This window comes from Alteribacillus sp. HJP-4, from assembly GCF_042139015.1.
Lineage (GTDB): Bacteria > Bacillota > Bacilli > Bacillales > Marinococcaceae > JBHIKY01.
In genome coordinates, this window is the sequence record NZ_JBHIKY010000020.1 from 1 (window position 1) to 26,943 (window position 26,943).

21 protein-coding genes are annotated in these 26,943 nt (G+C 44.2%); 9 read left to right on the forward strand and 12 right to left on the reverse strand.

Annotated features, from left to right (window positions below):
- Positions 1–218: 218 nt before the first annotated feature.
- The 7 genes from ACE4RR_RS16040 to ACE4RR_RS16070 all read right to left on the reverse strand — a co-directional run bounded on the left by ACE4RR_RS16040 (position 219) and on the right by ACE4RR_RS16070 (position 8,054).
- Positions 219–842, reverse strand: coding sequence for a YczE/YyaS/YitT family protein (locus tag ACE4RR_RS16040; protein ID WP_375536449.1), 624 nt, complete (start codon positions 840–842; stop codon positions 219–221).
- A 115-nt stretch (positions 843–957) separates the two neighbouring features.
- A complete protein-coding gene (locus ACE4RR_RS16045) occupies positions 958–1,887 on the reverse strand; it encodes an aldo/keto reductase (RefSeq protein WP_375536450.1) in 930 nt (309 codons plus the stop codon).
- A gap of 2 nt (positions 1,888–1,889) precedes the next feature.
- A complete protein-coding gene (locus ACE4RR_RS16050; protein WP_375536501.1) occupies positions 1,890–2,882 on the reverse strand; it encodes a Gfo/Idh/MocA family protein in 993 nt (330 codons plus the stop codon).
- A 24-nt stretch (positions 2,883–2,906) separates the two neighbouring features.
- The gene (locus tag ACE4RR_RS16055; RefSeq protein ID WP_375536451.1) at positions 2,907–4,895 is read right to left on the reverse strand and encodes a beta-galactosidase; all 1,989 of its coding nucleotides are present in this window, start codon (positions 4,893–4,895) and stop codon (positions 2,907–2,909) included.
- Positions 4,896–4,999: 104 nt separating this feature from the next.
- Complete coding sequence (locus ACE4RR_RS16060) at positions 5,000–5,830, reverse strand: carbohydrate ABC transporter permease (RefSeq protein WP_375536452.1); 831 nt, start codon at positions 5,828–5,830, stop codon at positions 5,000–5,002.
- Between the two features lie 12 nt (positions 5,831–5,842).
- Complete coding sequence (locus ACE4RR_RS16065; protein WP_375536453.1) at positions 5,843–6,775, reverse strand: carbohydrate ABC transporter permease; 933 nt, start codon at positions 6,773–6,775, stop codon at positions 5,843–5,845.
- A complete protein-coding gene (locus tag ACE4RR_RS16070; RefSeq protein ID WP_375536454.1) occupies positions 6,768–8,054 on the reverse strand; it encodes an ABC transporter substrate-binding protein in 1,287 nt (428 codons plus the stop codon). Before ACE4RR_RS16070 ends, ACE4RR_RS16065 begins: the two co-directional genes overlap by 8 nt.
- Before the next feature lie 354 nt (positions 8,055–8,408).
- Between ACE4RR_RS16070 and ACE4RR_RS16075 the strand changes: the two genes are divergently transcribed.
- Positions 8,409–9,236 carry an AraC family transcriptional regulator gene (locus ACE4RR_RS16075; RefSeq protein WP_375536455.1) on the forward strand — a complete coding sequence of 276 codons (828 nt, stop codon included), beginning with the start codon at positions 8,409–8,411 and terminating at the stop codon, positions 9,234–9,236.
- Positions 9,237–9,256: 20 nt separating this feature from the next.
- Here the strand turns inward: ACE4RR_RS16075 and ACE4RR_RS16080 are convergent, their stop codons facing one another.
- Positions 9,257–10,642: a sigma-54 interaction domain-containing protein gene (locus ACE4RR_RS16080; RefSeq protein ID WP_375536456.1), complete on the reverse strand. Its 1,386-nt coding sequence runs from the start codon at positions 10,640–10,642 to the stop codon at positions 9,257–9,259.
- A 223-nt stretch (positions 10,643–10,865) separates the two neighbouring features.
- Between ACE4RR_RS16080 and ACE4RR_RS16085 the strand changes: the two genes are divergently transcribed.
- The 4 genes from ACE4RR_RS16085 to ACE4RR_RS16100 are packed head-to-tail and all read left to right on the forward strand — an operon-like array spanning position 10,866 to position 15,224.
- Entirely contained in the window at positions 10,866–11,039 is a 174-nt protein-coding gene (locus ACE4RR_RS16085) for a hypothetical protein (RefSeq protein WP_375536457.1), read from the forward strand.
- 20 nt (positions 11,040–11,059) lie between these two features.
- On the forward strand, positions 11,060–12,652 hold the full coding sequence (locus ACE4RR_RS16090) for a sodium:solute symporter family protein (protein ID WP_375536458.1): 1,593 nt from the start codon (positions 11,060–11,062) through the stop codon (positions 12,650–12,652).
- Between the two features lie 42 nt (positions 12,653–12,694).
- On the forward strand, positions 12,695–14,008 hold the full coding sequence (locus ACE4RR_RS16095; RefSeq protein ID WP_375536459.1) for an ArgE/DapE family deacylase: 1,314 nt from the start codon (positions 12,695–12,697) through the stop codon (positions 14,006–14,008).
- Complete coding sequence (locus ACE4RR_RS16100) at positions 13,998–15,224, forward strand: Zn-dependent hydrolase (protein WP_375536460.1); 1,227 nt, start codon at positions 13,998–14,000, stop codon at positions 15,222–15,224. Before ACE4RR_RS16095 ends, ACE4RR_RS16100 begins: the two co-directional genes overlap by 11 nt.
- A 120-nt stretch (positions 15,225–15,344) precedes the next feature.
- Here ACE4RR_RS16100 and ACE4RR_RS16105 read toward each other — a convergent pair whose 3' ends face one another.
- The 4 genes from ACE4RR_RS16105 to ACE4RR_RS16120 form a co-directional block, all read right to left on the reverse strand.
- Positions 15,345–15,698, reverse strand: a complete 354-nt coding sequence (locus ACE4RR_RS16105; protein ID WP_375536461.1) for a PH domain-containing protein — start codon at positions 15,696–15,698, stop codon at positions 15,345–15,347.
- Between the two features lie 27 nt (positions 15,699–15,725).
- On the reverse strand, positions 15,726–17,132 hold the full coding sequence (locus ACE4RR_RS16110) for an APC family permease (protein WP_375536502.1): 1,407 nt from the start codon (positions 17,130–17,132) through the stop codon (positions 15,726–15,728).
- Positions 17,133–17,847: 715 nt separating this feature from the next.
- Positions 17,848–19,185, reverse strand: coding sequence for a 4-aminobutyrate--2-oxoglutarate transaminase (gene gabT, locus ACE4RR_RS16115; RefSeq protein ID WP_375536462.1), 1,338 nt, complete (start codon positions 19,183–19,185; stop codon positions 17,848–17,850).
- Between the two features lie 658 nt (positions 19,186–19,843).
- Positions 19,844–21,202: an aspartate aminotransferase family protein gene (locus tag ACE4RR_RS16120; protein WP_375536463.1), complete on the reverse strand. Its 1,359-nt coding sequence runs from the start codon at positions 21,200–21,202 to the stop codon at positions 19,844–19,846.
- Positions 21,203–21,390: 188 nt separating this feature from the next.
- Between ACE4RR_RS16120 and ACE4RR_RS16125 the strand changes: the two genes are divergently transcribed.
- From ACE4RR_RS16125 to speB, 4 genes are all read left to right on the forward strand, one after another.
- A complete protein-coding gene (locus ACE4RR_RS16125) occupies positions 21,391–22,659 on the forward strand; it encodes a peptidase (protein ID WP_375536464.1) in 1,269 nt (422 codons plus the stop codon).
- A 401-nt stretch (positions 22,660–23,060) separates the two neighbouring features.
- Entirely contained in the window at positions 23,061–24,434 is a 1,374-nt protein-coding gene (locus tag ACE4RR_RS16130; protein WP_375536465.1) for a sigma-54 interaction domain-containing protein, read from the forward strand.
- Between the two features lie 55 nt (positions 24,435–24,489).
- Positions 24,490–25,896 carry a YjiH family protein gene (locus ACE4RR_RS16135; protein ID WP_375536466.1) on the forward strand — a complete coding sequence of 469 codons (1,407 nt, stop codon included), beginning with the start codon at positions 24,490–24,492 and terminating at the stop codon, positions 25,894–25,896.
- Positions 25,897–25,950: 54 nt separating this feature from the next.
- A complete protein-coding gene (speB, locus tag ACE4RR_RS16140) occupies positions 25,951–26,931 on the forward strand; it encodes an agmatinase (RefSeq protein ID WP_375536467.1) in 981 nt (326 codons plus the stop codon).
- Positions 26,932–26,943 lie beyond the last annotated feature (12 nt).

Consider the following 26,943-nt stretch of genomic DNA (forward strand, 5'->3'; position numbering starts at 1 on the left):
ACCCCAAAACATCTGAAATTTTAGGACCCTTTTATTCCAATAGAGGAATAAAAGGGTCCTTTTTTGAACTTCCGTTTTTGTTGGAGATAAAATGCAGGTTTTTCAGCAGCCTCGCTGCTCTTCCCACTGGAGTCTTCGGACTTGTCCCCTGCTATCTTCTATTTAAGATACTACTTATTCTATAAAAAGTGGCTTTTGCTACAGCCCCTTAATTTCATTTATGAAACTGGAATACCGAGCTTCTGGGTACGAAATCGAGTGATTGGTTTATGAAATACCTGAATTAGCGGTCCGATTCCAAAAGCAATGATCACCGTTCCAATACCAATAGGACCGTTTATAAAGAACACGATGATCAAGACAGAAACCTCAATCATCGTTTTAGACATCGATAGACTTTTTCCTGTTCTTTTATGCACCGCCACCATTAGATTATCAATCGGATTGCGGCCAAAATTCGATTGTAAATAACACGAAACTCCTATTCCGATCAGGGTAATGCCTGTAAGCAGGACAAGTGTCTGTACAGCAGCTGCGCCAGGATCCCACTTCGTAAATGCCACCAGCAGCCAGAAATCTATCAGCCCTCCGATAATCACAATTGTAACCACCGCAAGTACGTCCGGCTTCTGCTTCATAAGCCAGCCATTTATCAAAATCAGAGCAGCCCCCACGATGAAGATCCACGAGCCGACAGTCAGGCCAATCGTATCTGATAAGGCTACATAAAAAGCATCCCACGGACCAGCTCCCAGATCAGCAACTATAATAAGACTTATGCCAAGCGATAAAATGGCCAGCCCTATCGTATAAAATAAACCTATGAATATACGATTTCTCATGATGGCGCCTTCTTCCTCAAACTGAAAATATCACTTTTTTCATATTACCAACATTCGGAAGTAAGGTAAAGATAAGTTTTCCACCACTCTATTTTTTAAGTGAAATCCCAATCAGCTAAGCTTCCAATAAATCGAGCCATGCTGTTTCCTCTTTAGAAAGAGTAATTTCTGCTCCTTCACCGCAGGACTCCATTTCTTCTTTATTTTTCGGACCTATGATGGCTGCCGTCGGGAATCGCTGATTCAGCACGTAGGCCAGGGCAATTTGAATGCGGGAAACGCCTTTTTGAGCGGCCAGTTCTCCAGCACGGTCGTAGCGCTCCCAGTTGTCATCGTTGTAAAAAACGCGGACTAAGTCTTGATTTTCAAAATTATCTCTCGAAAAGAGACCTGTGAAAAACCCCCGCGCCTGAGAGGACCATGAAAATAGCGGAAGCCCGGAGTTTTCATGCCAGGCAATGGTGGATTGATCTGCGCTGATGCATCCCTTCCAATAAGGCTCCTGAGCTTTAGCGAGACTTAAATTGGGGCTTGAAAATTCAATCCCTTGGAGTCCGTGCGCAGCAGCATAACTGTTGGCTTCCTCGATACGTGCTGTTGTCCAGTTTGAAACCCCGATAGAAGTAATTAATCCGGCATCGACATGGCTGTTCAGCCACTCAAGTATCTGTCCGACAGGGAGCGATGGATCGTCACGGTGCAGCGCATACAGCTCCACGCTGTCTGATTTTAATCGATCCAGGCTCCGTTTCAGTTGTTCTTCAATGTCGGATTCATTAATAGTAGGACCGTTTTCGTTCGGATGACCGCCCTTCGTTAATATGTTTAATCTGCCGCGGTTGCCTTGATCTAACCAGTTACCAATCGCTATTTCACTTTCTCCGCCGCTGTAGATAAAAGCCGTATCTACCGTGTTCCCGCCAACAGAAGCATAGTTTTCAAGCATACTGTCCACTACTTCCTGGCGCGCCGGATGAAAATAATCAGAACCCATAATTAATGATGTCACTGGTTTAGCGAGACTTTTCAATGAAATCTCCTGCATATCTATACTACCTCCACTCTAGTTTTACTGCGTGCAGAAGCCAGGCAGGCATCAACGACCTTCATATTCAAAACTGCATCTGTTCCATCGTACGGGAGGTTTTCGCCCTTTTCCGCTGCCCGTGCGATAGTATCTGCCTGCAGAGCGTAATGATTTACATTTCCAATTTCTCTTACCGACTTTTCACTTCCGCGGTACATGGTATAAAGTTGATCAAACCCAGTAAATGCATCCTCTATGACAATCCGGCCATCTGTACCTACTATCTCCAGTTCGTTTCTGCCGGCAGCCCACATACCACAATCAAACGTTAGAAACTTCCCATCGGCAAATTCCAGCAGCCCCGCTGCCACCATGTCGACATTATCATGCTTTTCGGAAAAATAGGCATGCATCGTCGCTGCCTTAGGTTCTTCATCCAGAATCATCCGCGCGGCACTGACAGGATAAACACCAATGTCATAAAGTCCGCCGCCGCCCTGATCCTGTTTTGCTCGGAAGCTGGAAGTTTTCCCGGCGCTGTTAAAGGTGAACGAGCCACGCAGACCGCGGATCACACCAATGTCTCCCTCTTTTATACGCTGCTTAATTTCTGTATAGCGCGGCTGATAGCGGTACATAAAAGCTTCTGAAAGCAGGACCTCCTGCTCTTCGCATACCATTTTCATTTCCTCTGCTTCTGCAGCCGTTAATGCGATTGGTTTTTCGCAAAGAATGTGTTTGCCTGCACGGGCTGCCTTTATAACCCATTCCTTGTGCAGGTGATTCGGAAGCGGGATGTAAACAGCATCAATCTGTTCATCGGCCAGCAGTTCTTCATAACTTCCATAAGCTGAAGCAATGGAAAACTTCTCTGCCACTTCTTCTGCCGTTTCAAGCGATCGACTCGCTATCGCCTGCAGCACTCCTGTATGTGATTCTTGAATCCCAGGTATCATGGCTCTTTGGGCAATAGCAGCTGTACTCATGATTCCCCAGCGCAGTTTCTTCTCCATATTCATCGTACCCTCTCCTTCATTTTATCTTTGAATAATACGAACGTCTCGTGCCGCAATGGTTATAGTTTCACCATCCACCTCGGCGCTGACTTCCTGATTATTGTGATTAAGCAGGAATAAATATTTCCGGCCATCCTTCTGACGCTCAGCAGCTTCTACACCTTCCGGAGCACTGGCGAGCGGCATAATTCCATTTTCCTTACAAACCTGCATCAGAAAGTCCTGCATAAACTTTTTATCCGGACTGGACGCGACATAATATGCTTTTCCTTTTCCATATTGATTTTCAGTCAAAGCAGGCATGCCCTCGTAGAAATCGTCCCCATAAACTGCCAATACTTGTGCAGTTTCTGCATGAATCAGATCACAGAGTATACTGCACTCATAGCTTCCGCTTACTCTGCCCCAGGCATGCTCCATCACGAGTTCATTTGTCATGTCTGGCATTAGCGCATCTATTTCTTCGGACCAAATGCCCAGCAGACTACGAAGTTCACCTGGGTATCCACCGGTAACGACGAGGTCATGCTCATCGACGATTCCGCTGAAATACGTAGTGATGAACGTGCCGCCCATTTCCGTAAACTTTTTAAGTTTATCGGCATAATTACCTTTAATCATGTAGAGCACTGGGGCAATGACAATGTCGTATCCAGTCAGATCCTGATCGACGCCGATCATATCTGCCTGAATGTTATGATGAAATAGTGCCTCGTAGTATTTGTGAACCTCGGCAACGTAATCAAGGGCGGCACTCGGTCCGCTTGAAAGCTCAACCGCCCAACGATTTTCCCAATCATAAACGATCGCTACTCTTGCATTGGAGCGTGCATCGATAAGTTCTCCGGACATACTTTCCAGTTCTTTCCCAAGCTCCGCCGTCTCGCGAAATACACGTGTATGCTCATGCCCGCAATGCTCGATAACGGCTCCGTGGTATTTTTCACAGGCACCTATGGAACGGCGCAGCTGGAAAAACAGCACCGTGTCTGCACCTCTGGCAATGGCCTGGTAGCTCCACAGCCTCATCACACCCGGCCGTTTTAGTGAATTATAGGGCTGCCAATTCTGCTGGCTTGGTGTCTGTTCCATCAGCATAAAAGGCTCACCCTGCTTCAGTCCGCGCATGAGGTCATGTACCATCGCTGTATAGCTTACGGGCGTGTCATATGAAGGATAATTGTCCCATGAAACGACATCCATGTGTTTCGCCCAGGTAAAATAATCAAGCTCGCGATACGTTCCCATAAGATTCGTTGTAACGGGAATATCCGGTGTTTGTTCTTTTATGGCATTGTATTCAAGCTTATAGCAGTCCAGCAGGCTGTCAGACATAAAGCGCCGGTAATCAAGAGAGATACCTTGAAAATTGGTCTGCATATCTCCCCATTCCTCTGAGAGACCACTCGGAAGCACAATCTCCTCCCATTCATAAAAGGTATGCCCCCAAAAGCGGGTATTCCATTTTTCGTTCACGTTTTCAATGGTCTGGTATTTATCCTTCAGCCAGTTCCGAAAGGCGCTTTCGCAGTGATCGCAGTAGCAGTATCCGCCATATTCATTCGATACATGCCAGATCAGCACGGCCGGATGATCTTTGTAGTGCTCGGCAAGCTTTTGTGCCATTAAAGTCGAATACTTCCGATAGGTTGGACTGTTTGGGCATGAGTTGTGACGTCCGCCGAATTTTCTTTTTCTTCCGTGAAAATCGGTACGCAGCACATCTGGATATTTTTTTGCCATCCAGGCTGGGTGCGCCCCAGTACTTGTTGCCAGGCAAGTGTAAATGCCGTTATTGTAAAGACGCTCAATTGTTTCATCGAGAGGTGTAAAATCATACGTCGACTCATCAGGCTGGTGCAGGGCCCAGGAAAACACATTAAGTGTGGCCACATCAATGCCTGCCAGCTTGAACATTCGTACGTCCTCTTCCCAGATCTTTTCATCCATCCACTGTTCTGGATTATAATCGCCGCCGTACCATATTTTTGGTAATTTTTCGTTGATCATTGCGATCCCTCCCAGTCTGCATATAATTATATGTCTATTATACTGTTGATCTAATCCATTGTTATATAATTTTCAGGCATAACTATATAAGAATATTTCATCTATTACTCCTTAACAGCGCCTTCTGCAACACCAGCCATAAATTGTTTACTGAAAATAATGAACAAAATAATCAGCGGCAGCGTTGCCATAAGCGTTCCTGCCATAATGAGTGCGTAATCTGTATCGTACACACCGTTCAGCTGAGCCAGCATTACCTGAAGTGTATAGCGGTTCGGATTATTTATCGTGACAAGCGGCCAGAGGTAATCGTTCCAGATAGTAATGAACGTAAAAATCCCCAAAAAGGTTAATGCTGGTTTCAGCGTAGGCAGTGCGACATTCCAATAAAGCCTGAACGTATTACAGCCATCCAGGCGACCGGCTTCTATCAGTTCATCCGGAACCGATTCCTGGCAGAACTGCCTGATCCAAAAGATCCCAAACGCACTGGCAAGACTCGGTACGATTAGAGCCTGGTACGTATCGACCCAGCCAAAGGCAGCGATCAATAAAAACGATGGAACAAAGCTCATTTGAGCGGGAATCATCATTGTAAGAAGCAGTGCGACAAACAGAAAATTTTTCCCCGGAAAATTAAACTTCGCAAAGGTAAAGCCGGCGAGCGAACAAAAGAAGAGCACTCCGAGCACTGTCACTGTGGAAACGAACAACGTGTTAAAAAAAGCCTGGTAAAAATTTATCGTCGAGAGCACATTTTGTACGTTGTTCCAAAGTTCTCCACCGAATATCAGCTTGGGAGGAAAACGCAGTATGTCACTCGTAGTATTAGAAGCCATCACCACCAGCCAATAAAACGGGAAAATGGAAATTAGTACTCCAATTAACAGAAGTCCATGTGTAAACAGTTTGCTGTACCATTTTTCGGAACCCATACTTCTCCCTCCTTACGCTTTTTGAACGATCTTCCAGTTTATTATGGAAAATATTCCGATAATAATAAACATGACCCAGGAAACAGCAGAGGCGTACCCAAATTGATTTTGTATAAAGCCTTCGTTATACATATATAAAGTCATCGTCATCCCGGCACCACCAACACCACCGGAATTGCCGAGCAGAACCTGTGGCTCGGTAAAAATCTGCATGGATCCAATGGTCGTCATGATCACCGTAAATAAAATAATAGGACGCAGCAGCGGTATAGTAATACGAAAGAAAATTTGAAATTTATTTGCTCCGTCAATAATCGCCGCTTCATACAATGTCTTTGGAATGCTTTGCAGACCCGCCAGATAAATAATTGCATTATAGCCTGCAAATCGCCAGACGACCATGGAGGCAATGACGACTTTTGTTAAGAAACCAGAATTCAGCCACTCAATATTTTCAACTCCAAAAAAGGAAAGAAAATAATTAAGAAGTCCGTACTGATTGCTGAAGATTGTTTCAAAAATGATTGCCACTGCAACGATGGACGTAACGTTTGTAATAAAAAACATGGTTCGATAGGCGCCTCTGAATTTCAAGGTGGGAAGATTGAGCATAAACGCAATGACCAGCGCGATAAACAGCATCGGCACACTTGACAGAAACCAGATAGCAAAGGTATTGCCGACTGCCTGCCAAAAAGCGGACTCCGTCAATAAAAATTGAAACTGCGAAAGTCCGATAAATTCCATTTCTCCAAGCCCTGACCAGCTGTGAAATGCTAGATAAAAAGAAAACAATATCGGAAACAGCCCAAAAATGAAAAATAGAATAAAGAATGGTGAAATAAACAAGTAAAGTACGCGGTTTTTCCAAATTTGCGACCATAGGGAAGGACCGTTCACTGCCGTTTTTTGATTACTGCGTATTGACGGCGCCTGCTCACTCATTTTCTTTCTCTCCTTCCTCAGTCGTGCGTCTGCTTAATTCGCGATCCGCCTGTTTTTGAAGGTCCTTCCACGCTTTTTCCGGATCTTTTCCGCCACGTTCCACTAACGCTATTTCATCATAAAACTTCGATCGAAATGCATGATAATGTTCACCGTAATACGTTGTCGGGACATTTTGTGCTGCTTCTGAAAAAGTATCGGTAACAACCTGGCCCCCGTAGAACTCATCCGGCTCAGCCAGCTCGTCCTCTTCAAGCGTCTCTACCGCCGATGGAAAAAGATCTACGCCTAAGTAATGCTTCAGCTGGTTATCAGGTGAAACGAGCCACTTTGTTACTTCCACCGCTTTGTCTTTATGCTCAGATGAATTGAGCACCCCTAGAAATGACCCTCCATTGTTGCCATCACCGCCAGGCGCTCTTGCGACACGCCAGTCTCCAGCCGTATCCGGTGCAGAATCCTGTAAAATATTAGTCTCCCATACTGCACCTATAAAGGAGGCAACATCTCCCTCATTAAGCGCCGCGTTCCGCTCCTGGCCATCTACTACGCGTGCTGCCAGTCCGGCTTCATTTATTTCTGAAACAACATCCCATGCTTCTCTCGCCGTGCCCCCATCGCCAATATACTCCCCATCCTCAGTAAATAGCTTTTCCGGCTGCTGTTCCATGTATTGGTTAAAGACGCGTTCAACGGTATCAAACATTTTTACACCGATTTCCTCCTCCATCTGCTCAGCGGCTGCAATGTAATCATCCCACGTCTGCAGCTCCTCCGTTACCTCTTCCGGATCACTTGGAAGTCCTGCTTCCTCAAATAGATCTGCCCTGTAATAAAGCACCGTCGGTCCCGTATCAATCGGTAATGCGATAAGAGCTTCAGTGTCAGGGTCTACGACTGCATTCCATTTCCAATCCAAGTATTCGTCCCGAATCTCCTCTGCTCCGTAATCCATAAAATTAACAAAGCGGTCCTGATACGACAAATATTCAAAGGCCCAGTCATTCATCGCAATAATGTCCGGACCTGTGCCGGCAATCAGAGAAGTATGAACCTTGTTCTTATATTCGTCTCCACCTATCTTCTGCGCCTCAATCTCCACATCCGGAAATTCTTCTTCAATTTCTTGTACGACGTTATCATCGAGACTGCGGCTCCAATACCAGAGTGTTAATTTTGTTTTTTCCTGTGCCCCGGAGGATTCCGGCTCCTGGCACCCTGCTGCAATGATGGCACACAGCACGATTACTAGACTTAACAAATATCTGCTTTTCTTCATCAAAACGCCTCCTTAGTTATGACAGCGCTTTCATAATGTTCTGAAAATACATCCTGTAGTTTAGTTCAAAGGAGAAAGGATTTTTTGTGGAAAATGAAAGAACTGTGACACGGGGTATATTCTACTCAGCGAAATATAGGACTTAATGCGGCGATCGAAATGATTAAATAAGCATGGTTTTTACATATCCGGACAAATCCACAACGAAACTCATGAGTTGATAATCATGTATCGGTCATATTGATTTCCCCCTATAAGATATGATTATATCTGTATTATATCTACGCTGATTGTCCGGAGAAATATAAAAATTAGGCAAAGGATATAAGAATATTGCAAAAAGGAAGTGCCTCCATGACGCATAAACGCTATGTGCTCAGCCCATTAAATGACCAGCATCTGCCGGTTTATGTCGAAACAATTGGCTATTATAGTGATGAGAAAATAATAAAGCGGCCATTTGGCTATCCATTTTTTCACTGGATCCAGACCATCAATGGGGAAGGGGTTTTTGAAACCGAGGGGAAAACAATTCCTATGCCGCCCCACAGCGGAATTCTGTTATTTCCCGATATCGCCCATCAATACAAGTCCGTATCCTCCGTTCCCTGGGAAACAGCTTATGTTACTTTTGGCGGCGCCATTGTGCCGGAGCTGATGGAATTTTTAAAAATATCGAGATTTTCGTATTTTAAATGGGAAGAAGAGAAACCGCTTTCCACAGCGATTCAAAGCATGCTGAAAAAAATTCATACGGATACAGATGTTTTTGGTCTGCAGCTCTCCGCAGATCTTTATCAGTTTCTTCTGACACTGCAAAAGTATGGGAATGGAGATAAGCAGAAACAAAGAAAGTCGGAGGCAGAGAAGCTTTCTCCGCTCCTGCAGTGGATGGAGCAGCATTACGAGAATCCGGCTGTCGGTCTTAATGACCTGGCAAGGGTGATTGACGTGTCAGCAAGACAGCTGAATATATTGTTTCGGGAAACCTTTCATGTGACTCCATACGCTTATTTTCTTCATATCCGCATTCGAAAAGCGAAATATTTATTGATTGAAGAACCGGAAACCTCCGTGAAAGATATTGCCAAAAACGTAGGTTTCCGTGATGTAAGCCACTTTGTCGCAACGTTCCGCCGCATCGTCGGACTCACTCCAGAAAAATACCGGGGGCTGCACTGACCATTCCGGAAGGCAGCCATCTATACCTTTTCGTATTTTTTTAATCGACGCATCAATGCGGATTGAGTAATACCAAGCATTTTCGCAGCTTTTCTCGTAGACCCATGCTTTCTATAGGCTTCTATTACTTTACTTTTCTCTATTCTATTGAGAGTATCTGGGAGACTTTCCCCTTCTTCTATCATTTCTAATGAATTATCGGTGCGAAGCTGCCGCATATTGTCGGGAAGGTCCTGGAGGTCCACCTTTTCTTTATCCGCAGTAACTACTAGCCTCTCAACGACATTCTCTAATTCTCTGATGTTGCCCGGCCAATGATAAGCTTGAAGCTCTTCATACAGCCCCCGTGTAAAGCTGCGATTTTTTTGGTGAAGCTGATTAAAATGCTCAAGATTCACTTGTAATATTGGAAAAATATCTTCACGTCTTTCTCGCAAAGGCAGCACATGTATAGGAAGAACATTTAACCGATAATAAAGATCCTCACGAAACGTCCCTTCTCCGGCCATTTTTTTAAGATCTTTATTAGTCGCAGCTATGATTCGAATATCAGCCTTCTCTAAAGACGTACCACCGACAGGAAGAAAGGTTTTATCCTGCAGCAGCTGCAGGAGCTTAGGCTGGACATGAAGTGGAAGTTCTCCGATCTCATCCAGAAACAGTGTTCCTTTATCTGCAAGCTTCACCAACCCTGTTTTTCCTCCTGTATACGCACCTGTAAATGCCCCCTTCTTGTACCCAAAAAGTTCTGATTCTACCAATGATGCAGGAATAGAGCCACAATTTATCTGAATGAGTGGACCTTGATGCCGATCACTTAAATCATGTATTCTTTCGGCCACCGCATTTTTGCCTGTGCCTGTTTCTCCTGTAATGAGAACGGTAGTTTGAACTCCAGCCACCTTACTAATAAGGCGCAATAGTTTTCTGAACTTCGGTCCTTTTCCTAAAAATCCTTTCCCTTCTACTTCGTTTTTTTCTACCTGGATATGTCTAATTTCCTGGCTGAATCTGCGTAATAGGTTTTCTGTCTCCTCTAACTGCAAAGATTTTTCAACATCCTTTGTGATATCTCTCGAATGAACAACAATAATTGAATCGCCATCCAAATCTAAGATGTGGCCGGTGACTAAATATTCCCGGTCTCCCAGTGAGGTTTGAACTCCGCTGACTGACTCCCCGCCTTCAATGACCATTCGAGTTATGGATGGCTTCATTATTCCGGCTTCTTCAAGATCCCAGACATTGTTTCCAATTAATTGTTTTCTTGAAGCGCCCAGAATCTTCTCACTGGCATCATTTAACCAAATGGTATTTCCACGACAGTCTGAAAAATACAATCCATCATGCAGTACATTTAATATTTCCTTCATTGTTTTATTTTCAAATATAGGATGGGAGTTCATGTTAGCCTCTCCTTGTGAGTCATAATAGACTCATATTTCTATTTTATTTAAATATACGAACCGATTTCGGTTCGTTTTGAATCGAAAACGACTCACACTGTATAATTCCTTACGTTACTTTATTAAAAATAATCAGTCAAACAAGCTGAAATGATAATGTTTTCTATTGGCATAATACTTGCAGTGAGTATAATAGATGTCCACAAACGGAGGTGAATCAAAATTGAATGCTGATGTATTCGTATTATTTTTTAATGCCTTTCTCACGACATTAATTTCATCTGGAATTGTCATCTGGATCTTACGAAAGAAGTACCTCCCCGTTATAAAGAAGCTGGAAGAAAAGAGCGACCAGGAGCGGGCTTCTGCTAAGGAAGCTGCAGAAAAGCAAAGATAATACTTAGGAGGTTCTAAACGGTGACTACAACTATTTTCTTTCTCGTGCTGGCCGTGTATGTTATTGCAGGCGGTATCGTTGCAAGATTTGTTAAAAGTAAAGCTGATTTTTACGTTATGGGTGAAAAGGGAACCACCATTCTCATTGTTGGAACTTTGGCAGCTACTTACTTGAGTGCCGTTACGTTATTAGGAATTTCAGGACAGTCGTATGCAGAAGGACCGCTTGTTATTGCTGCCCTCGGTTCCTTTGGAGCTTGGATCGGCACCCTTCTTGCGGTGATATATATCGGCCGTAAAATGCGCGCCTTTGGTTGTCATACGATGCCGGACTTCTTTGAAATGAGGTTTAAAAATAAAACGGTCAGCATTATTGCATTAATTATTATGATCATTGGGTTACTCGGTTACGGAGTTATCCAGCTGATTGGGGCAGGATTGGTATTAAGTGAAGTCACCGGAATTTCATTCCCTATCATGATCGTACTATTTACATTGGCTCTGCTTGTTTTTTGTGCCCTTGGAGGAATGTACGGCGTCGTCATTACAGACACGCTGATGCTGTTTACGATGCTGGCGATATCGTGTATTATTGCCCCCTTTCTTATCGGCCAGGCTGGTTTTGATAACATGAAAGCATTAGGCGAATCCATTCCATTCTATTGGACAATTGGAGGAGCGGAGCAACGGCCTCTCGGTTGGTCTATTTCCCAATTTTTAGTCTGGGTATTATTTTTCTCCTGTACACCTGCTCTTGTTTCGAGGGTTTTCCCTGCCAAAAATGACTTTGTCATCTTAAAAGCTGCTGTTATTGGAGTGTTTCTTGCACCGTTTATGCAGATAATCGTATTTCTCGCTGCAGGCAGTATGCAGATTCACCAGCCAGGAATTGAAAATACCGATAACGTGATGGTCATTGGCTTTATCGAGCACGTACCACCTCTGCTCGGTGGAATCGGCCTGGCCGGTTTAATGGCTTCGATCATGTCGACCGCTTCGACTCTGTTTGTGCTTGCAGGGTTTGCGCTGGCACGTGATTTATATGAACACCTCAATAATAAAAAAATGGATGAAAAACAAAGCCTGCGCGTCGGCCGTTATGCACAAGTACTGGTAGCTGCACTCGTTTGCGTTATTGCTATCATACAGCCGTCTGCAATATATTGGATTTCCATTTACGCTGGAGCCATTTTCGGTGTTGGCTGGCTTCCAACGGTGGTAGGGGGCCTTGAGTGGAAACGAATGAACAGCCGTGCCGCTATAGGTAGTATGACTATTGGAACTCTCACCTTTATACTGGTTGATGAGCTTGCTAGAAGAGAAATTATTACACTTCCTGAACAGATAGATTCATTAATGATTGCTTTTTCTATAGGGGTCGTGACATTAGTAGTGATTGGATTTTGTACAAGGCCTAATGATTATGAGCTTTCATTCTTTAAGAAAATGAAGCAGACCAGCTTTGCTGACACGACTATTTCCGAATTTCTTGCAAAAGAGGATGGGCTTGCCCGCCTAAAAAAACAGTACAGGCAAACGATGGCTATATCCATCGCCTTCATATTTATTGCAGCTATCATTTGGGGTTACTTCTTTCTCATGCTTGGATTCTAGTATTACATTCGTGAACTAACTAACCGAAGGAGCAGTGTCATTATGAATTTTGAAACGGTTCAAAGCAAAATAAACGAAGAAATAAATAAGCTGTGGAAAGATGAAATCAATTTTTTACAAACACTTGGCCGTTACCGCAGCACCCTGGGAAACGAACAGGCTATTCAAAACTTTTTGGTGGATTATTTTTCATCAAACTTAGAAATGGAAGTGGATCAATTCACGCCTGACATCAAATCATTAGCAAAGCATCCCGGATTTTCAGTGCCAGAATGGAGTTATGACGGGCGTTCCGTCGTGGTAGCTAAATCTACTTCAAATAACAAACCTAAAGGCAAAAGTGTTATATTCCAAGGGCATGTTGACGTAGTCAGTCCGGGGCCGCTTGAAGATTGGACTTATGATCCATGGAGCTCCACCATAAGCGGAGGAAAAATGTTCGGGCGAGGCCTTCAGGATATGAAATCGGGAATTACTGCCATGATTTTTGCCTATAAAGCCATTCGTTCAGCTGGCTTTATGCCTGCCGCTGATTTTTTCTTTCAGACAGTTATTGAAGAGGAGTGCACTGGCAATGGAGCTCTCGCAGCGCTTGAAAGAGGATACAGTGCCGATGCGGCAATCATTCCCGAGCCATTTGGTTTACAAGCCACGTATTCTCAGGTGGGAGTGATATGGCTGCGTATAACTGTTAAGGGTGCAGGTGCCCATACAGAGCGGGCCAGTGAAGCAGTGAACGCCATTGAAAAATCCTATATAATGATTGAGGCACTTCGCCAATACCGAAAGTATATAAACGAACAGCCGAAGCATCCGGACTTTAAGGATCATCCCCATCCGCTGAATGTAAATATTGGTACGATTCAATCAGGGGAATGGCCTTCTAACGTACCTTCAAAAGCAGTATTAGAAGCTCGGGTCGGATTTTACCCGGGACAGGATCCAAATATTATCAAGAAAGAAGTAAAAGAATGGATTCTTAAAGCCGCAGAACAAGATGATTGGCTTCGGGATTGTAAGCCCGAAATTACTTTTTTTGGTTTTCACGCGGAAGGATATTCGATAGACGACCAAACCGAGCTTTTCCAGAAGGTAGACCGTTCGCACGAGGTTATTACCGGTTCTCCCCCAAAACGAGCTGCATTAACCTGCACGACCGACGCCCGCTTTTATAACCTCTATTACAATATTCCGGCTCTCTGCTATGGGCCTGCAGGTGGTAACATGCACGGTATTGATGAGTGGGTTGATTTAGAAAGTGTGAAGAAGGCCACCAAAGTGTACGCGCATTTTATATCGAACTGGTGCGGCCTCGAACCAACGGACAGAGGGGAGAGTCCTAACTATGAAGATTAACAGAAAGCGTGTGGAACAGAGATTTCATCAATTAAATCAAATTGGAATGGCCCCAGACGGTGGAATAACCCGGCTTTCCCTGAGTAACGAAGATAAACAGGCAAGAGATTTATTTGTAGAGTGGTTAACGGAACTGGGGCTTCAAATAACCATTGATGACCTTGGCAATATTTACGGCACCAAGCCTGGTGAAGACAATAACAGGAAACCAATCGTTTTTGGCTCCCATTTCGATTCTGTGCCGGATGGTGGAATGTTTGATGGCGTACTGGGCGTGCTCGCTGGCTTAGAAATTATCGAGACCATAATAGAAAAAAACATTTCCCACCGCCAGCCCCTCATCGTAGCTAATTTTACAAATGAAGAAGGGGCGCGTTTCCCAATCCCAATGATCGCAAGCGGAGTACTTGGCGGAGTGTATTCAAAAGAAAAAATGTATAACCTTACTGATAATGATGGCAAATCTATCAAAGAGGAATTAGAGCGGATTGAATACCTCGGTCAGGGAAAGAATCGTTTGAAAGAGATCGAAGCATTTATGGAACTGCACATAGAACAAGGGCCGGTATTAGAGCAAAATCAGAAACACATTGGAATTGTGAAAGGGATTCAAGGATTGTCCTGGCTGCGTGTTCACATTATTGGAGAAGCCGATCACGCCGGCCCTACCCCGATGCCTTCACGTAAAGACGCTGCAATTACATCTATGAGAATTATGCTCGATATTCACGAATGGGTAGAGAGCTTAAATGACAGCACCATTGTCACGTTCGGCCAGATTATTGCGTCCCCGAATGTCGTAAATGTTATCCCTGGCAAGGTAAGCTTTACTATCGATATTCGTCATCCAGATGCAGCTGCACTTGCTGACAGAAAAAAAGAATGCCTAAAACGAATCGCATTTCATACTAACGATGCGGATTGCAGCTGGGAACATGAGGAATTATCTGAAATGCCACCGGTTCCATTTCACGAACCGTTTATTCTTGATTTGAAAGACATTTGCCTCAAGTACGACTATTCTTTTCAGATATTGCCGAGCGGGGCCGGCCATGACGCCATGCACATAACACGACTTGGTCCGACAGTGATGATATTTGTTCCGAGTGTGGAAGGAAAAAGTCACAATAAAAAAGAGCTGACTCACTGGGAGCACATTGATACGGCAATAAACCTAATGTATGAGTGGACAGAACAGTTTGTTCATGGACGATAGCTTGAGTTTACAAAAATACATTCGCTTGCTTGAAGTAAAGGAAACGCTTCCGAATATTTTTTATCGGAAGCGTATTTTCTCTTCAGAGACCATTATATTCCAGTTTTTTAATGATTGAATTTATTGACAGATCCGTTTGGACAGCTCCCGGTAAAACCCCATAACGTCCGTGTCCTTAAGGAAAGTAAGTGAGTGGGCTGCTTTCTTGGTGGCAATTTCAATATTGTTCGATAAGGACAAGAACCCGGTCTTCTCGATTGATATCTCTTCAATCTTATGATATGGAATGCTTACGACTACTGATTTTGATTTTGACAGTAAAGCTCGATCCACGAAGAGAATTCTGTGCGAGGTGAAGGCAACAAAATCCACCATTAATCCGTAAGTGCCTTGAATCTCTTCTCCGTCAAATAAAAACTCCTGCGCTTCTTCCAAGTGCTTTTTCTTATTATCCCCTTTACTGAATAAACTCATTATTTTTACCTCCTATAAATTCCTTTCTTACACCTCAAGATCATTGTTTGCTTTTATATCATCGACGTAAGTAGATTTCTGATATTTTTGATATCTAGAGATCATAAAGTAGATTCCCAGCAGCCACCAGCCTCCGAGCATAACCCACTCGTGCCAGCCAAGGCCTGCCGGCATTCCCGGCAAATATTGAATGATGAAGAAAATGCTGAGCAGAAAAGCAATATATCCAACGAGTCCCTTCCTGTCAGCTTTAAAAGGACGTACCATCTCAGGTTCTGATCGACGCAGTTTTAAGAAAGCTAGTGTTACCATGAAATAGGCAATGACAATGGTAAGGCCTCCTGCCTCTGAAAGCCAGCCAAGCATCGGTGAACCAAAGAACGGACTTATCGTTGAGACGAGCCCGATAAATAAGATAGCATTAGACGGTGTTTTATACTTCGGATGAAGCTTTCCGAACCAGGCGGGAAGCATATCTGTCTCTGCCATAGCGTAAATAACACGGCTTCCGCCAATAATAAAAGCATTCCAGCTCGTCATTATACCTGCGATACCACCGACGACGAGAATATTTCCAAACACCTCAGAGCCGAACACAGCCGCCATCGCATCCGCTGTAGGCAGAGTAGACGCTTCTATAGCAGCATCATCCAGGCCAAATCCTACCGCATAAATGATGGCGATGTAAAAAATGACAGCAGACAATACAGAAGCAATTAGTAGTTTACCAATGGAGCGGGGCTTCATATTCATCTCTTCTGCTGCCTGGGGGATAACGTCAAAGCCGACGAACATAAACGGTGTTGCTATGACAACAGCCAATATGCCCGCAGCCCCTCCTGTGAATAACGGTTCTGCATTTGCAAGACTGCCGTTCGAAGCTGAGCCGAAAATAAGCATTAATCCTACCAGTACTATGAGTGAGGTAAACAACAATTGAATAAAAGCAGCGAATTTGATGCCGATGTAGTTAATAAACGTGACAAAAATGGATCCTGCCGCTCCTACTAATACCCAGGTAATATAGACTTCATAATCCGTGATAGTGTACATATACCCTGCTTTGTAATCGGGAAAAATATATTCAATAACGTCAGGCAGCGCAACGGCCTCAAAGGCAACGACAGATATGTATCCAAGGGCAATCGCCCAGGACGCAATAAAAGAGCCTCTCGGCCCGATTCCCCGCAGTGTATACGCATGCTCCCCACCGACACGCGGCATCGCAGAAGCCAATTCAGAGTATGTAAGCCCTACAAAGACGACAAGTGTTCCTCCGATTAGAAAGGCGAGAATGGCACCGATCACACCTGCGTCGATTACCCAGCCGCCCGATAAGACCACCCAACCCCATCCTATCATCGCGCCAAACGCTAATACGAGCGCATCCGGCCGATTTAACACTTTTTTTAATTTGTTTTCATTCGTACGAATTGTCCTCACTCCTTCAATTTGAATTATTGCGGTATCTTTTCAATATTCAGAATTTAAAAGGTGTGTTCCTTTATTATTTATATCCCCAACACCCGCCGCACCTGAAACATTCATGTTTTAAGGAGTGACTGGGACAAAAATATATTATTTATTGCAAAATCCAGGCGATTCTACTGCATCTGTGTGGATTGTTTGTTACGTATGAGTTTTCAAAATATGCTCCGTCAAAATGCTTCGCTTTCCTAGGGCACGGCTCAAGCCTCCCCGGCAGAAAGAACACTGCCTGAAGAGACTTGAGACTCGTGCTGTTCCTCGACGCACAGGACGTGCTAGTGTCGATGTTGGCCACAGGACGTGGCCGGTTTTAATCGACCAGGAGTCTACGCATTTTGACTACGCAAATGACTTGATTTCTCATTCAAAAAATAATATTCGTATTTCAAGAGGCTATTATTACTTGTCCAAACTTATTCGTAAGGCCATCTTTGACTTGTATTAAATTAAACACGTGAAATTTTGGTGTTTATTCTTCGATTGAAGAACGGAAAGCGGCGACTTCGTTGGTGTCAGCGCAGTCGGAAAATCCATTCTGGCGAAGCTTCGTTGAGACAGAATTAGTTGAAGCCAAGCCCCACGGAAAGCGTCCGCCTGCAGGGATGAAATCAACAAAATCCATACTTTCTCTGTTTTAAAAATTGGCTTCGTTTGACACTATTTATTTAACCGCCGCAGCAAGTGCTTCTTCTAGTATAGTAAGGCCTTCTTCCAACTGCTCGTCTGTTATTACGATCGGCATGAGCACCCGGATGACATTGCCATAATTACCGGCAGCTAAAATCAAGAGTCCTCGTTTTTGCGCTTCCTTCAGCACACGGGCGGTCAATGCTTTATCAGATGTTTTTTCCGTTTTGCTGCTCACAAGCTCTATTGCGCACATAGCACCGAGTCCACGCACATCTCCAATGCATTCGAAATGCTCCTGCCAGCTGTGAAATCGCTGCATAACCCGCTTTCCTATCATGGCAGCACGCTCATTTAATTTTTCTTCCTCAATAATGTCGAGTACGGCGAGCGCAGCAGCACATCCGATCGGACTTCCACTATACGTTCCCCCTAGCTCTCCGGGAGCTGCGGCATCCATCACATCTGCACGCCCGATCAAACCACTGATTGGCACCCCGCCAGCCATTGACTTTGATACGGTGATTAAGTCAGGAACGACGTCAAAATGATTTATGGCAAAGAAGTCGCCTGTTCTAGTGAAACCAGTCTGAATCTCATCAGCTGCAAATAAAATGCCATGCTCTTCACAAAATGCCTTTACCCCCTGTACAAAAGCTTTATCCGGAACAATAAATCCTCCCTCGCCCTGTACTGGTTCCATCACTACTGCTGCTACACGGTCTGGTGATATTTCCTGTTCGATAATACGTTTTACGTTATTGAGTGTATCCTCTGAATATTCTTTTTCCGTCATCGCCTCAGGTTTCCGGTAAAAGTATGGAAATGGAGCACGGTAAACCTCCGGAGCAAATGGCCCAAATTCGTATTTGTATGGTTTCACCTTTGCCGTCATCGACATAGTCATTAACGTTCTGCCGTGAAAACTTCGTGAAAAAGTAACAACAGCAGGCCTTTTAGTAAATTTACGTGCTACTTTAACGGCATTTTCTACGGCTTCTGCACCGCTGTTTAAAAACATCGCTTTTTTCTTATGGCTTCCAGGAGCCAGGGCCGTCAACTTTTCTGCCAGCTCCACGTATGATTCATACATCATCACATTAAAGCCTGTGTGTACAAATTGGTCTGCCTGCTCCTTAATAGCCTGAACGACCTTTGGATGGCTGTGTCCGACATTAATAGTGCCAATCGCTCCCGCAAAATCAATAAAACGATTGCCGTCCACGTCCTCTACCACGGCTCCCTTCGCATTCTTTGCGAAGCTCGGCACTCCGTAGCCTACCCCCTCCGGGATAACTGAATGTCGCCGATCTAAAAGCTTACTGGCTGTAGTGCCTGGAAGTGCCGTTTGAACATCTGACGTTTTTGCCATGTGAGTTAACACTCCTTTTTTCGTTTTCCCTTTTTATATTGCAAGAATTATGCCATGTAAATGAATTTCACAAGTCAATTTCAGAACTAAAAATGCGAATATTAACAGGCATTATCTCTCTATATTATTCGATTTTCGCTTCAGGCGAACGCTTTCCGTGGTCTTGGCCGGGCTGTATCAAAAGACATTTTAAAAATTCCAGTCCCCACTCTGGTTGTCAAAATCATGCCAAAACAAGTTATCCCGTACCACTTTTATAATGATACGGGAATATTATTGGGATGACGTCAATAGTTTATAACCTTTTGGCTACAGTGGTATCCCATTAAATGAAGGAGCGAAAGACGGCGAATCCGGAGGGAATAGCAACAGCTGAAGACGCCGCAGGGCGATTTTCCCGAGGAGGCTGAGGCGTTGCCCTCGGAAAGCGTCCGTCTGTAGCGGATTGTACTAACGCTAAATATCTCAAAAAAGTTCTTATTCTGGAAAGAAAGCAAAGAAAAGGCCAGAGAATATTAAATTCTTGGAATGAGAAAACAGGTCCATTGCGTAGCTTCTGACGGAGCCTATTTTGGAAACTCATAGACAACAAACAATCCAGACAGATTCATAGAATCGCCTGGATTTTCCAATAAACAATATACTCTTGTACGTTTTTTTAAGATAGATGCTTTTGTACATTATTTTTGAAGGTTGATACGATAAACGAAAAATCCTCGTCTGTGATACTCAGTGGTGGAGAGAGCGTTAATATATTGTTATGACCCGCTACAATGTCAGATGTTTTCCCTATAATCAAGCCATCCTGCTTGCAGCCAGCGACAATTTTTTTTAATACTCCTTCATCAAGCGGTATCTTCGTATTTTTATCTTCCACAAGCTCGACACCGGCTAAAAGTCCTTTACCGCGGACATCTCCTACCTTTGAGAGTTCCTTCAATTCGTCTAATTCTTTAAGAAGCCTTCTTCCCAGTGATGCTGATTGTTCGACGAGATTTTCCCGTTCCATAATTTCAAGATTTACGAGCGCAGCAGCACATGCAGCGGGATGGCCGCCAAAAGTGTTCACATGGCGGAAATGATCATTTGGCTCACTTCCCTTGAAAGCATTGTAGATATCTTTTTTTACGGCTGTCACGGACAGAGGCAGATATCCGCTTGTAACACCCTTTGCCATCGTAATAATGTCGGGCTTGACATCGTAGTGCATAAATCCAAAGCGTTCCCCCGTACGGCCGAATCCGCAGATAACTTCATCAGAAATAAGCAGGGCTCCATGCTTCTCACAAATTTCTTTCACCCGCTTCATGTACGAGTCATCCGGCATGAGAATTCCGCCGCCTGTGATGATCGGCTCCATAATAACGCCAGCTATAGTTTCATCCTCTTCCCACGTCATCATTCTATCAATTTCATCGGCACAAGCGCGGTTGAATTCTTCAATCGAATGCCCAGCCGGACATCTGTAGCTGTCAGGAGGAGTGACATGAAGAAACCCCTGCGGAAGCGGGTCATATTTGTATTTTCTCTGGGCCTGGCCCCCTGCCGATAATGTTGCAAGCGAACTGCCGTGATAAGCACGGTAGCGCGCGATAAATTTATGCCTGCTCGGCCGCTCCGTCTGATGAAAATACTGGCGGGCGATTTTAAAAGCCGTTTCATTCGCTTCCGACCCACTGTTGGAAAAAAAATAAATATAATCATCCTGGAGCCACTCATTAAGCTTTTCCGCAAGCTGAATGGCAGGAGTGTGGCTTTGAGTTAATGGATAAAAAGGCATATCCAGCATTTGCTGGTACGCTTTTTCTGCGATTTCCTTCCGGCCATAACCTACATTCACGCACCATAAGCCAGACATTGCATCTAAATATTTATTTCCATCTATATCCTTAATCCAGGCACCGTCTGCTTCTTTAACAATTAAAGAAGGTGTGGTGCTGTGCGGACGCATTGCATGCCAGATACTGTCAAGATCTCGTTCCTTTAGATACTCAGGGGTAAGGTTGTTTATACTCATCTCTATCATCCTCTCCATCTTCCATATTATGAAATTATATTAAAAGTCACACAGTTAGAAAGGCTTGTCAATACCTCCCTGGCGCATTGTCATAATTCGTGCTCCCTTCCCGATTAACCTCTTGTTCTTGTTTTCACCATGTATCTTTTGTAAAGTCAAATAAAAGAGCTTGATAAAGGAGGCTATTCATGACGCTTCAAGAGCGTGTCCATGATTATATTAAAACCAGCAAAGTAGAGTATTTGTCATTTTTTCAAGAGACCATTCGAGAAGCAAGTGTCGCTGGAAAAGAAGAAGGCGTTCAGCATATGATGGCTGGCCGCTTAAAAAAAGCAGGTTTCAAGGTGGACATGTGGGAGCTTTCCTACAAGGAATTATCCAAAAGTTCTTATTTCAACTCTACCCGTACTGATTTCATCGGGAGTCCCAATGTTGTCGGCACGTTAAAAGGAAATGGCGGCGGCCCATCACTCATTTTAAATGGTCATGTGGATGTTGTACCAGAAGGCGATCGAAGTCAATGGAAGGAAGACCCCTTTTCCGGAACGATACGTAATGGTAAGGTGTTCGGGCGAGGCACCACTGATATGAAAGGTGGTAATCTGGCTGCGTTGATCGCACTGGAGTCTCTCATTCATACCGGGACCACATTAAAAGGGGATGTGATTTTTGAAAGTGTCGTGGAAGAAGAAAGCGGAGGATCCGGCACTCTTGCCTGTATTCAAAGGGGGTACACTGCCGATGCTGCTATTATACCCGAACCGAGTGAATTAAAAATATTTCCTAAACAGCAGGGCTCAGTCTGGTTCCGCGTTACTGTGCACGGTGTATCTGCTCATGGGGGCACACGTTATGAGGGCGTCAACGCCATTGAAAAGGGCTGGCTTGTCTTTCATCATATTCATCAGCTTGAAAAAACTCGCAACCATCGTATCACTGATCCTCTATATGAAACGAACCCCATACCCATACCTATTAATATAGGGAAATTCGAAGGTGGATATTTTCCTTCCGCCGTCCCCGACAAGGTTATCATTGAAGGAAGAATGGGAATCGCCCCTGGGGAAACGATTGAAGAAGCGCAGACAGAATTTGAAGAGATGATTAAAGCACTTGCTGCAGAAGATACTTGGTTTCTCGATTATCCAGCTGAAGTCGAATGGTTCGGCCTGCGTCTTCCCCCAGGTCACTGCCCTCTTGACCATAGGTTAATGAAGCAGCTAGCTGCACGCTTTAAACGACAAAAAGGCCATGACCCTGAATTAGCCGGCTCTACCTGGGGCACAGACGGAGGTCTTCTCACTCAGGCTGCCGGGATCCCTACAATCATTTTTGGGCCGGGCACAACAAAAATGTGTCATTATGCGAATGAGTATATCGAAATTGATAATATTTTTGAAACGGCAGAAATTCTCGCTATGACTATCGCAGATTGGTGCGGTACAGTTAACAATTGATCGTCCCTTCCTGATCCACCATTCCCGAGGTACTCCGTATTCTTTATGAATTCCCAATCATCAATTCTATCTCTCCATCGAGTTTTCTTCGCTGAAATCCCAGATTCCCTGGGATTTTTCGCTTTATTATTCATAATTAAATAATTATTCAATAATGAATAATTAATTTGAACATACGGATGGGGTGAACAGCGTCATCCACCGATAAGCGATTCGTGAGAATCCACAACAAACGTTAACAGCTCTTTCAGATGAGAAAGGACTTTTTCAGTGGCCTCGTAACGCCTGGGCTGTTTTTTTGTTATGGTTAATTTACTCAGGTTATTCAAAAATGAATAATCAACAGGAAGCTTCGGACAACCAACCGTTTATTATTCATGATGAAAAAGGGGGAAATTACTGTGAGCCGTTCACCAATCCGGAAAGAAAGTGAAGCGATTCTGCAGTCCATCAAAGACGATATTTTAGTAACCGATACAGACGGAATTATTACCCAGGTTACAGATGCCATGAAAGAACTGTACGGGGTGGAGGGCGAAAATTTAGTCGGAAAATCGGTCTATGACCTCGAAAAAGCAGGATTATTCACTCCAATTGTTACTCCGCTTGTGAAAGAAAGCAGCGAACGAATAACGATTATTCAAACGACCAAAGAAGATAAAAAATTTCTTGTCACCGGGGTACCTGTTTTTGATGAAAATGGTCAATTATGGCGGGTGGCGACTTATTCACATGATGTGACGGAATTAGTCAATATGAAAGAGTACCTCGCTCAGATGGAAGGTGAAATGGAACGGGTGCTCCACGAATTAAATCACCTGCGCAGTCAATATCAGTATGAGCATGGGTTTGTAGCACGCTCCTCTGGTATGAAGCGCTGTCTGAATATGGCGAAGCAGGTGGCAGAAGTGGATGTGAATGTGCTTCTTCTCGGCGAATCAGGCGTCGGAAAGACACAAATAGCTAAAATGATTCATCAGGAAAGCCCGCGGTCGAAAGGTCCGTTTATTGAAGTAAACTGCGGTGCCATACCAGAATCTCTTTTTGAAGCGGAGTTATTCGGATATGAAGGAGGAGCATTTACGGGTGCCCACAAACAGGGAAAAGTCGGGCTGGCGGAGCTTGCTGAAGGCGGAACCCTTTTTCTCGATGAAATCGGGGAATTATCACTGAACAATCAGGTAAAAGTCTTAAAATTTATTCAAGAAAAGCAATTTTACCGCGTTGGAGGAAGAAAAGCGAAAAAGGTGGACTTCCGGCTGCTTTCCGCTACTAATCAGGAGCTTGAGGAACTGGTAGAGAAAAAACAATTCCGCGAGGATTTATTTTTCCGATTGAATGTTGTTCCGATAAAGATCCCTCCACTTCGTGAGAGAACATCAGACATTATTCCCCTCATAGAGCATTTCGTGAAGGATTTTTCAAAGAAGCACAATCGGGAAATCAAACTCGACAAAGGTACTCTCCGGCTCCTCACTGACTTAGAATGGAAAGGAAATGTACGGGAGTTAATGAATGTAATGGAACGGTTAATCGTTACCTCTCCGAGCAAGCTGATTACTGCCGATCAAATCACAAGCTATTGTTCCGCCGGACAGAGCGGATCAAATAAGTATTCCTTTAAAGGGTCCTTAAAGGAAACTCTGGCTTCTGTAGAGGAAGACCTCGTACGGGAAGCTTCCCACACTTTCCGCACCACCACAGAAATGGCTGAATGGCTCGGTATCAGTCAGCCTTCTGTCGTTAGAAAATTACAAAGATACAAAATTAAATGAATGTGGCATGGAAATTGCAAAGTAATAAAGAAACGCTGCAAAAGGGTGATACGTGGTGAGTAATTATCTGGAAAAGGAAACAGATCAGGAGAAAATAGAAACAGAGCCTTCTTATTGGACAGCTTCAAACAAATGGAAGTCGTTGACTGCTTCCGTCATCAGCTTGTTTTTATTTTTAGTTCCTGTTCCTTATCAAGGACAGTGGACAATTGGCATCGGTATAATTGCCGAAATGCTCCAGGCTGTATTTGAAAGCTATTTATCTGCCTTTATGACGTTCATTCTTGTCCTCTCTGTGGCGGCCACCTTTCTTATAAAGGGAATGGCTGCCGCGAAAATGCCCCGTACAGATGACTCCATATTTTTAAAAGAGTTATTTGACGTTCATACTGCTTGGGTTGTGTTAAGAATTCTTGGTGCCTCCTTTGCGATCATGACCCTCTTTCAAATCGGTCCGGAAGTCATTTGGTCGGAAGCGACAGGCGGGACTGTCCTGTATGAGCTTGTACCCGTCCTAACCACCTGGTTTCTCATAGCAGGTTTTCTTATGCCGCTTCTGCTTAATTTCGGATTAATGGAATTTATTGGAACGATGGTGCGCAGCCTGATGCGTCCTTTGTTCAGGCTTCCCGGCCGGTCGTCAATTGACGCTATGGCTTCCTGGATGGGAAGCGGGACTGTGGGCGTTCTGATTACCACCCAGCAGTACGAAAGCGGTTATTACACGAAAAGAGAGGCTTCGGTCATCGCAACTAACTTTTCTGTCGCGTCCATTGCCTTCAGCCTCGTAGTAATCAGCTTTATAGGAATGGATCACATGTTTATTCAATTTTATATAACCGTTGTAGCTGTTGGATTGATTGCTGCGGTAGTATGCCCAAGAATCCCGCCTCTTTCCAAAAAGGAAGAAATATATTTTGAACCGGCAGGAAAACAAATTATCGAAGACGTACCGGAAGGAAAATCACGATTAAGCTGGGCTGCAGAGCTTGCTGTGGAGAAGGCTTCCCAGGTGAAAAGCGCTTCCTCTGTTATGAAAAGTGGAGTTAAAAACGTTCTCGATATTTGGTTTGGGTTAATTCCACTAGTAATGGGACTGGGCACGATTGCCCTTATCATTGCAGAGTTTACTCCCGTTTTTAATATTTTGTCGTATCCGCTCGTTCCATTGCTTGAGTTCGCCCGCATTCCGGAAGCAGCAGAAGCAGCACCTGCTATGATAGTCGGCTTTGCGGATATGTTTCTGCCTGCGGTGATCGGAAGTGGAATTGAGAGTGAATTAACACGTTTTGTTATCGCTGCCCTTTCGATGACACAGCTTGTTTATATGTCCGAAGTCGGTATATTGCTGCTGCGTTCTAAGATTCCATTAAGTTTTTTAGATCTAGTGATCGTATTTATTCAGCGCACGATTATTACGCTGCCGATCATTATTCTCATGGCTCACCTGTTCTTTTTTTAACTAGACAAGTAAATTTAAGCTTTAGATGCAAGGTCACCAAAGGAGGAAGTCAATATGTATAAACCAAAAGATTCTTCAACAAGTCCCAGATATACCGGTGTGAGAACCTTCATGCGCCTTGAACAAGTCCAGACAACCGAAGACGTAGATTTTGTTGTTGCTGGCAATCCATTTGATACAGCCGTTTCCAATCGAATCGGTGCCCGCGGCGGCCCTCAGCATATACGCAACTCTTCGATTCTGCTCCGACCCTATAATCCAGATCAAGGTATTAATATTTTTGACTTCTGCTCAGGAGTGGATTATGGAGATTTTGAAATTGTACCTCAAAATATTCACCGTTCTTATGATATTGTTGCGGAGCAGCTTGCACCGATTTTAGAAAAAGAAGTGGTCCCGATTATTCTCGGAGGAGATCATTCCATTTCCCTCGGCCACCTCCGTGCTTTTGCAAAAAAATATGGACCTATTGCGCTTGTTCATTTTGACTCGCACAGTGATACATGGGATAACTATTTTGGAGAAAAATATATGCACGGAACGCCTTTCCGGAGAGCGGTCGAAGAAGGGCTGATCGATACATCCCATTCGATTCAAGTCGGTCTTCGCGGTCCCCTTTACGGACCGGAAGATCTTACAGACCCTGTAGAACTTGGTTTTCAAACGATTCCTATGAGAAAAGTCCGTCATCTCGGCCAGCAGGAAGTGATGCGGCAGATCCATGAGCGAGCCGGTAATAAGCCTGTATTTGTTTCTTATGATATCGATTTTGTAGATCCTGCATTCGCCCCTGGGACCGGAACACCAGAAGTCGGAGGTCCGGACAGCTTTGAAGCGCTTGAATACATCCGTGGTCTGCACGGCTTAAATATTAAAGGATTTGATCTTGTTGAAGTGCTGCCAGCGTATGACAGCGGTGAAATAACTGCTGCCCTGGCATCAGCCGCAGCTTACGAAATGATTACTCTCATTGCGATGAGAAAACGGGACCGGCTCCAGGCAAAACAGAACGAAAGGTTACAATCTAATTTTTGAATATAATTCCCC

Coding starts and splice junctions, on each gene's coding strand:
- ACE4RR_RS16070 (WP_375536454.1), bottom strand. CDS start 8,054: ATGAAGAAAAGCAGATATTTGTTAAGTCTAGTAATCGTGCTGTGTGCC.
- ACE4RR_RS16095 (WP_375536459.1), top strand. CDS start 12,695: ATGAATTTTGAAACGGTTCAAAGCAAAATAAACGAAGAAATAAATAAG.
- gabT (WP_375536462.1), bottom strand. CDS start 19,185: ATGGCAAAAACGTCAGATGTTCAAACGGCACTTCCAGGCACTACAGCC.
- speB (WP_375536467.1), top strand. CDS start 25,951: ATGTATAAACCAAAAGATTCTTCAACAAGTCCCAGATATACCGGTGTG.
- ACE4RR_RS16040 (WP_375536449.1), bottom strand. CDS start 842: ATGAGAAATCGTATATTCATAGGTTTATTTTATACGATAGGGCTGGCC.
- ACE4RR_RS16105 (WP_375536461.1), bottom strand. CDS start 15,698: ATGAGTTTATTCAGTAAAGGGGATAATAAGAAAAAGCACTTGGAAGAA.
- ACE4RR_RS16050 (WP_375536501.1), bottom strand. CDS start 2,882: ATGGAGAAGAAACTGCGCTGGGGAATCATGAGTACAGCTGCTATTGCC.
- ACE4RR_RS16055 (WP_375536451.1), bottom strand. CDS start 4,895: ATGATCAACGAAAAATTACCAAAAATATGGTACGGCGGCGATTATAAT.
- ACE4RR_RS16120 (WP_375536463.1), bottom strand. CDS start 21,202: ATGAGTATAAACAACCTTACCCCTGAGTATCTAAAGGAACGAGATCTT.
- ACE4RR_RS16065 (WP_375536453.1), bottom strand. CDS start 6,775: ATGAGTGAGCAGGCGCCGTCAATACGCAGTAATCAAAAAACGGCAGTG.
- ACE4RR_RS16045 (WP_375536450.1), bottom strand. CDS start 1,887: ATGCAGGAGATTTCATTGAAAAGTCTCGCTAAACCAGTGACATCATTA.
- ACE4RR_RS16080 (WP_375536456.1), bottom strand. CDS start 10,642: ATGAACTCCCATCCTATATTTGAAAATAAAACAATGAAGGAAATATTA.
- ACE4RR_RS16100 (WP_375536460.1), top strand. CDS start 13,998: ATGAAGATTAACAGAAAGCGTGTGGAACAGAGATTTCATCAATTAAAT.
- ACE4RR_RS16125 (WP_375536464.1), top strand. CDS start 21,391: ATGACGCTTCAAGAGCGTGTCCATGATTATATTAAAACCAGCAAAGTA.
- ACE4RR_RS16060 (WP_375536452.1), bottom strand. CDS start 5,830: ATGGGTTCCGAAAAATGGTACAGCAAACTGTTTACACATGGACTTCTG.
- ACE4RR_RS16075 (WP_375536455.1), top strand. CDS start 8,409: ATGACGCATAAACGCTATGTGCTCAGCCCATTAAATGACCAGCATCTG.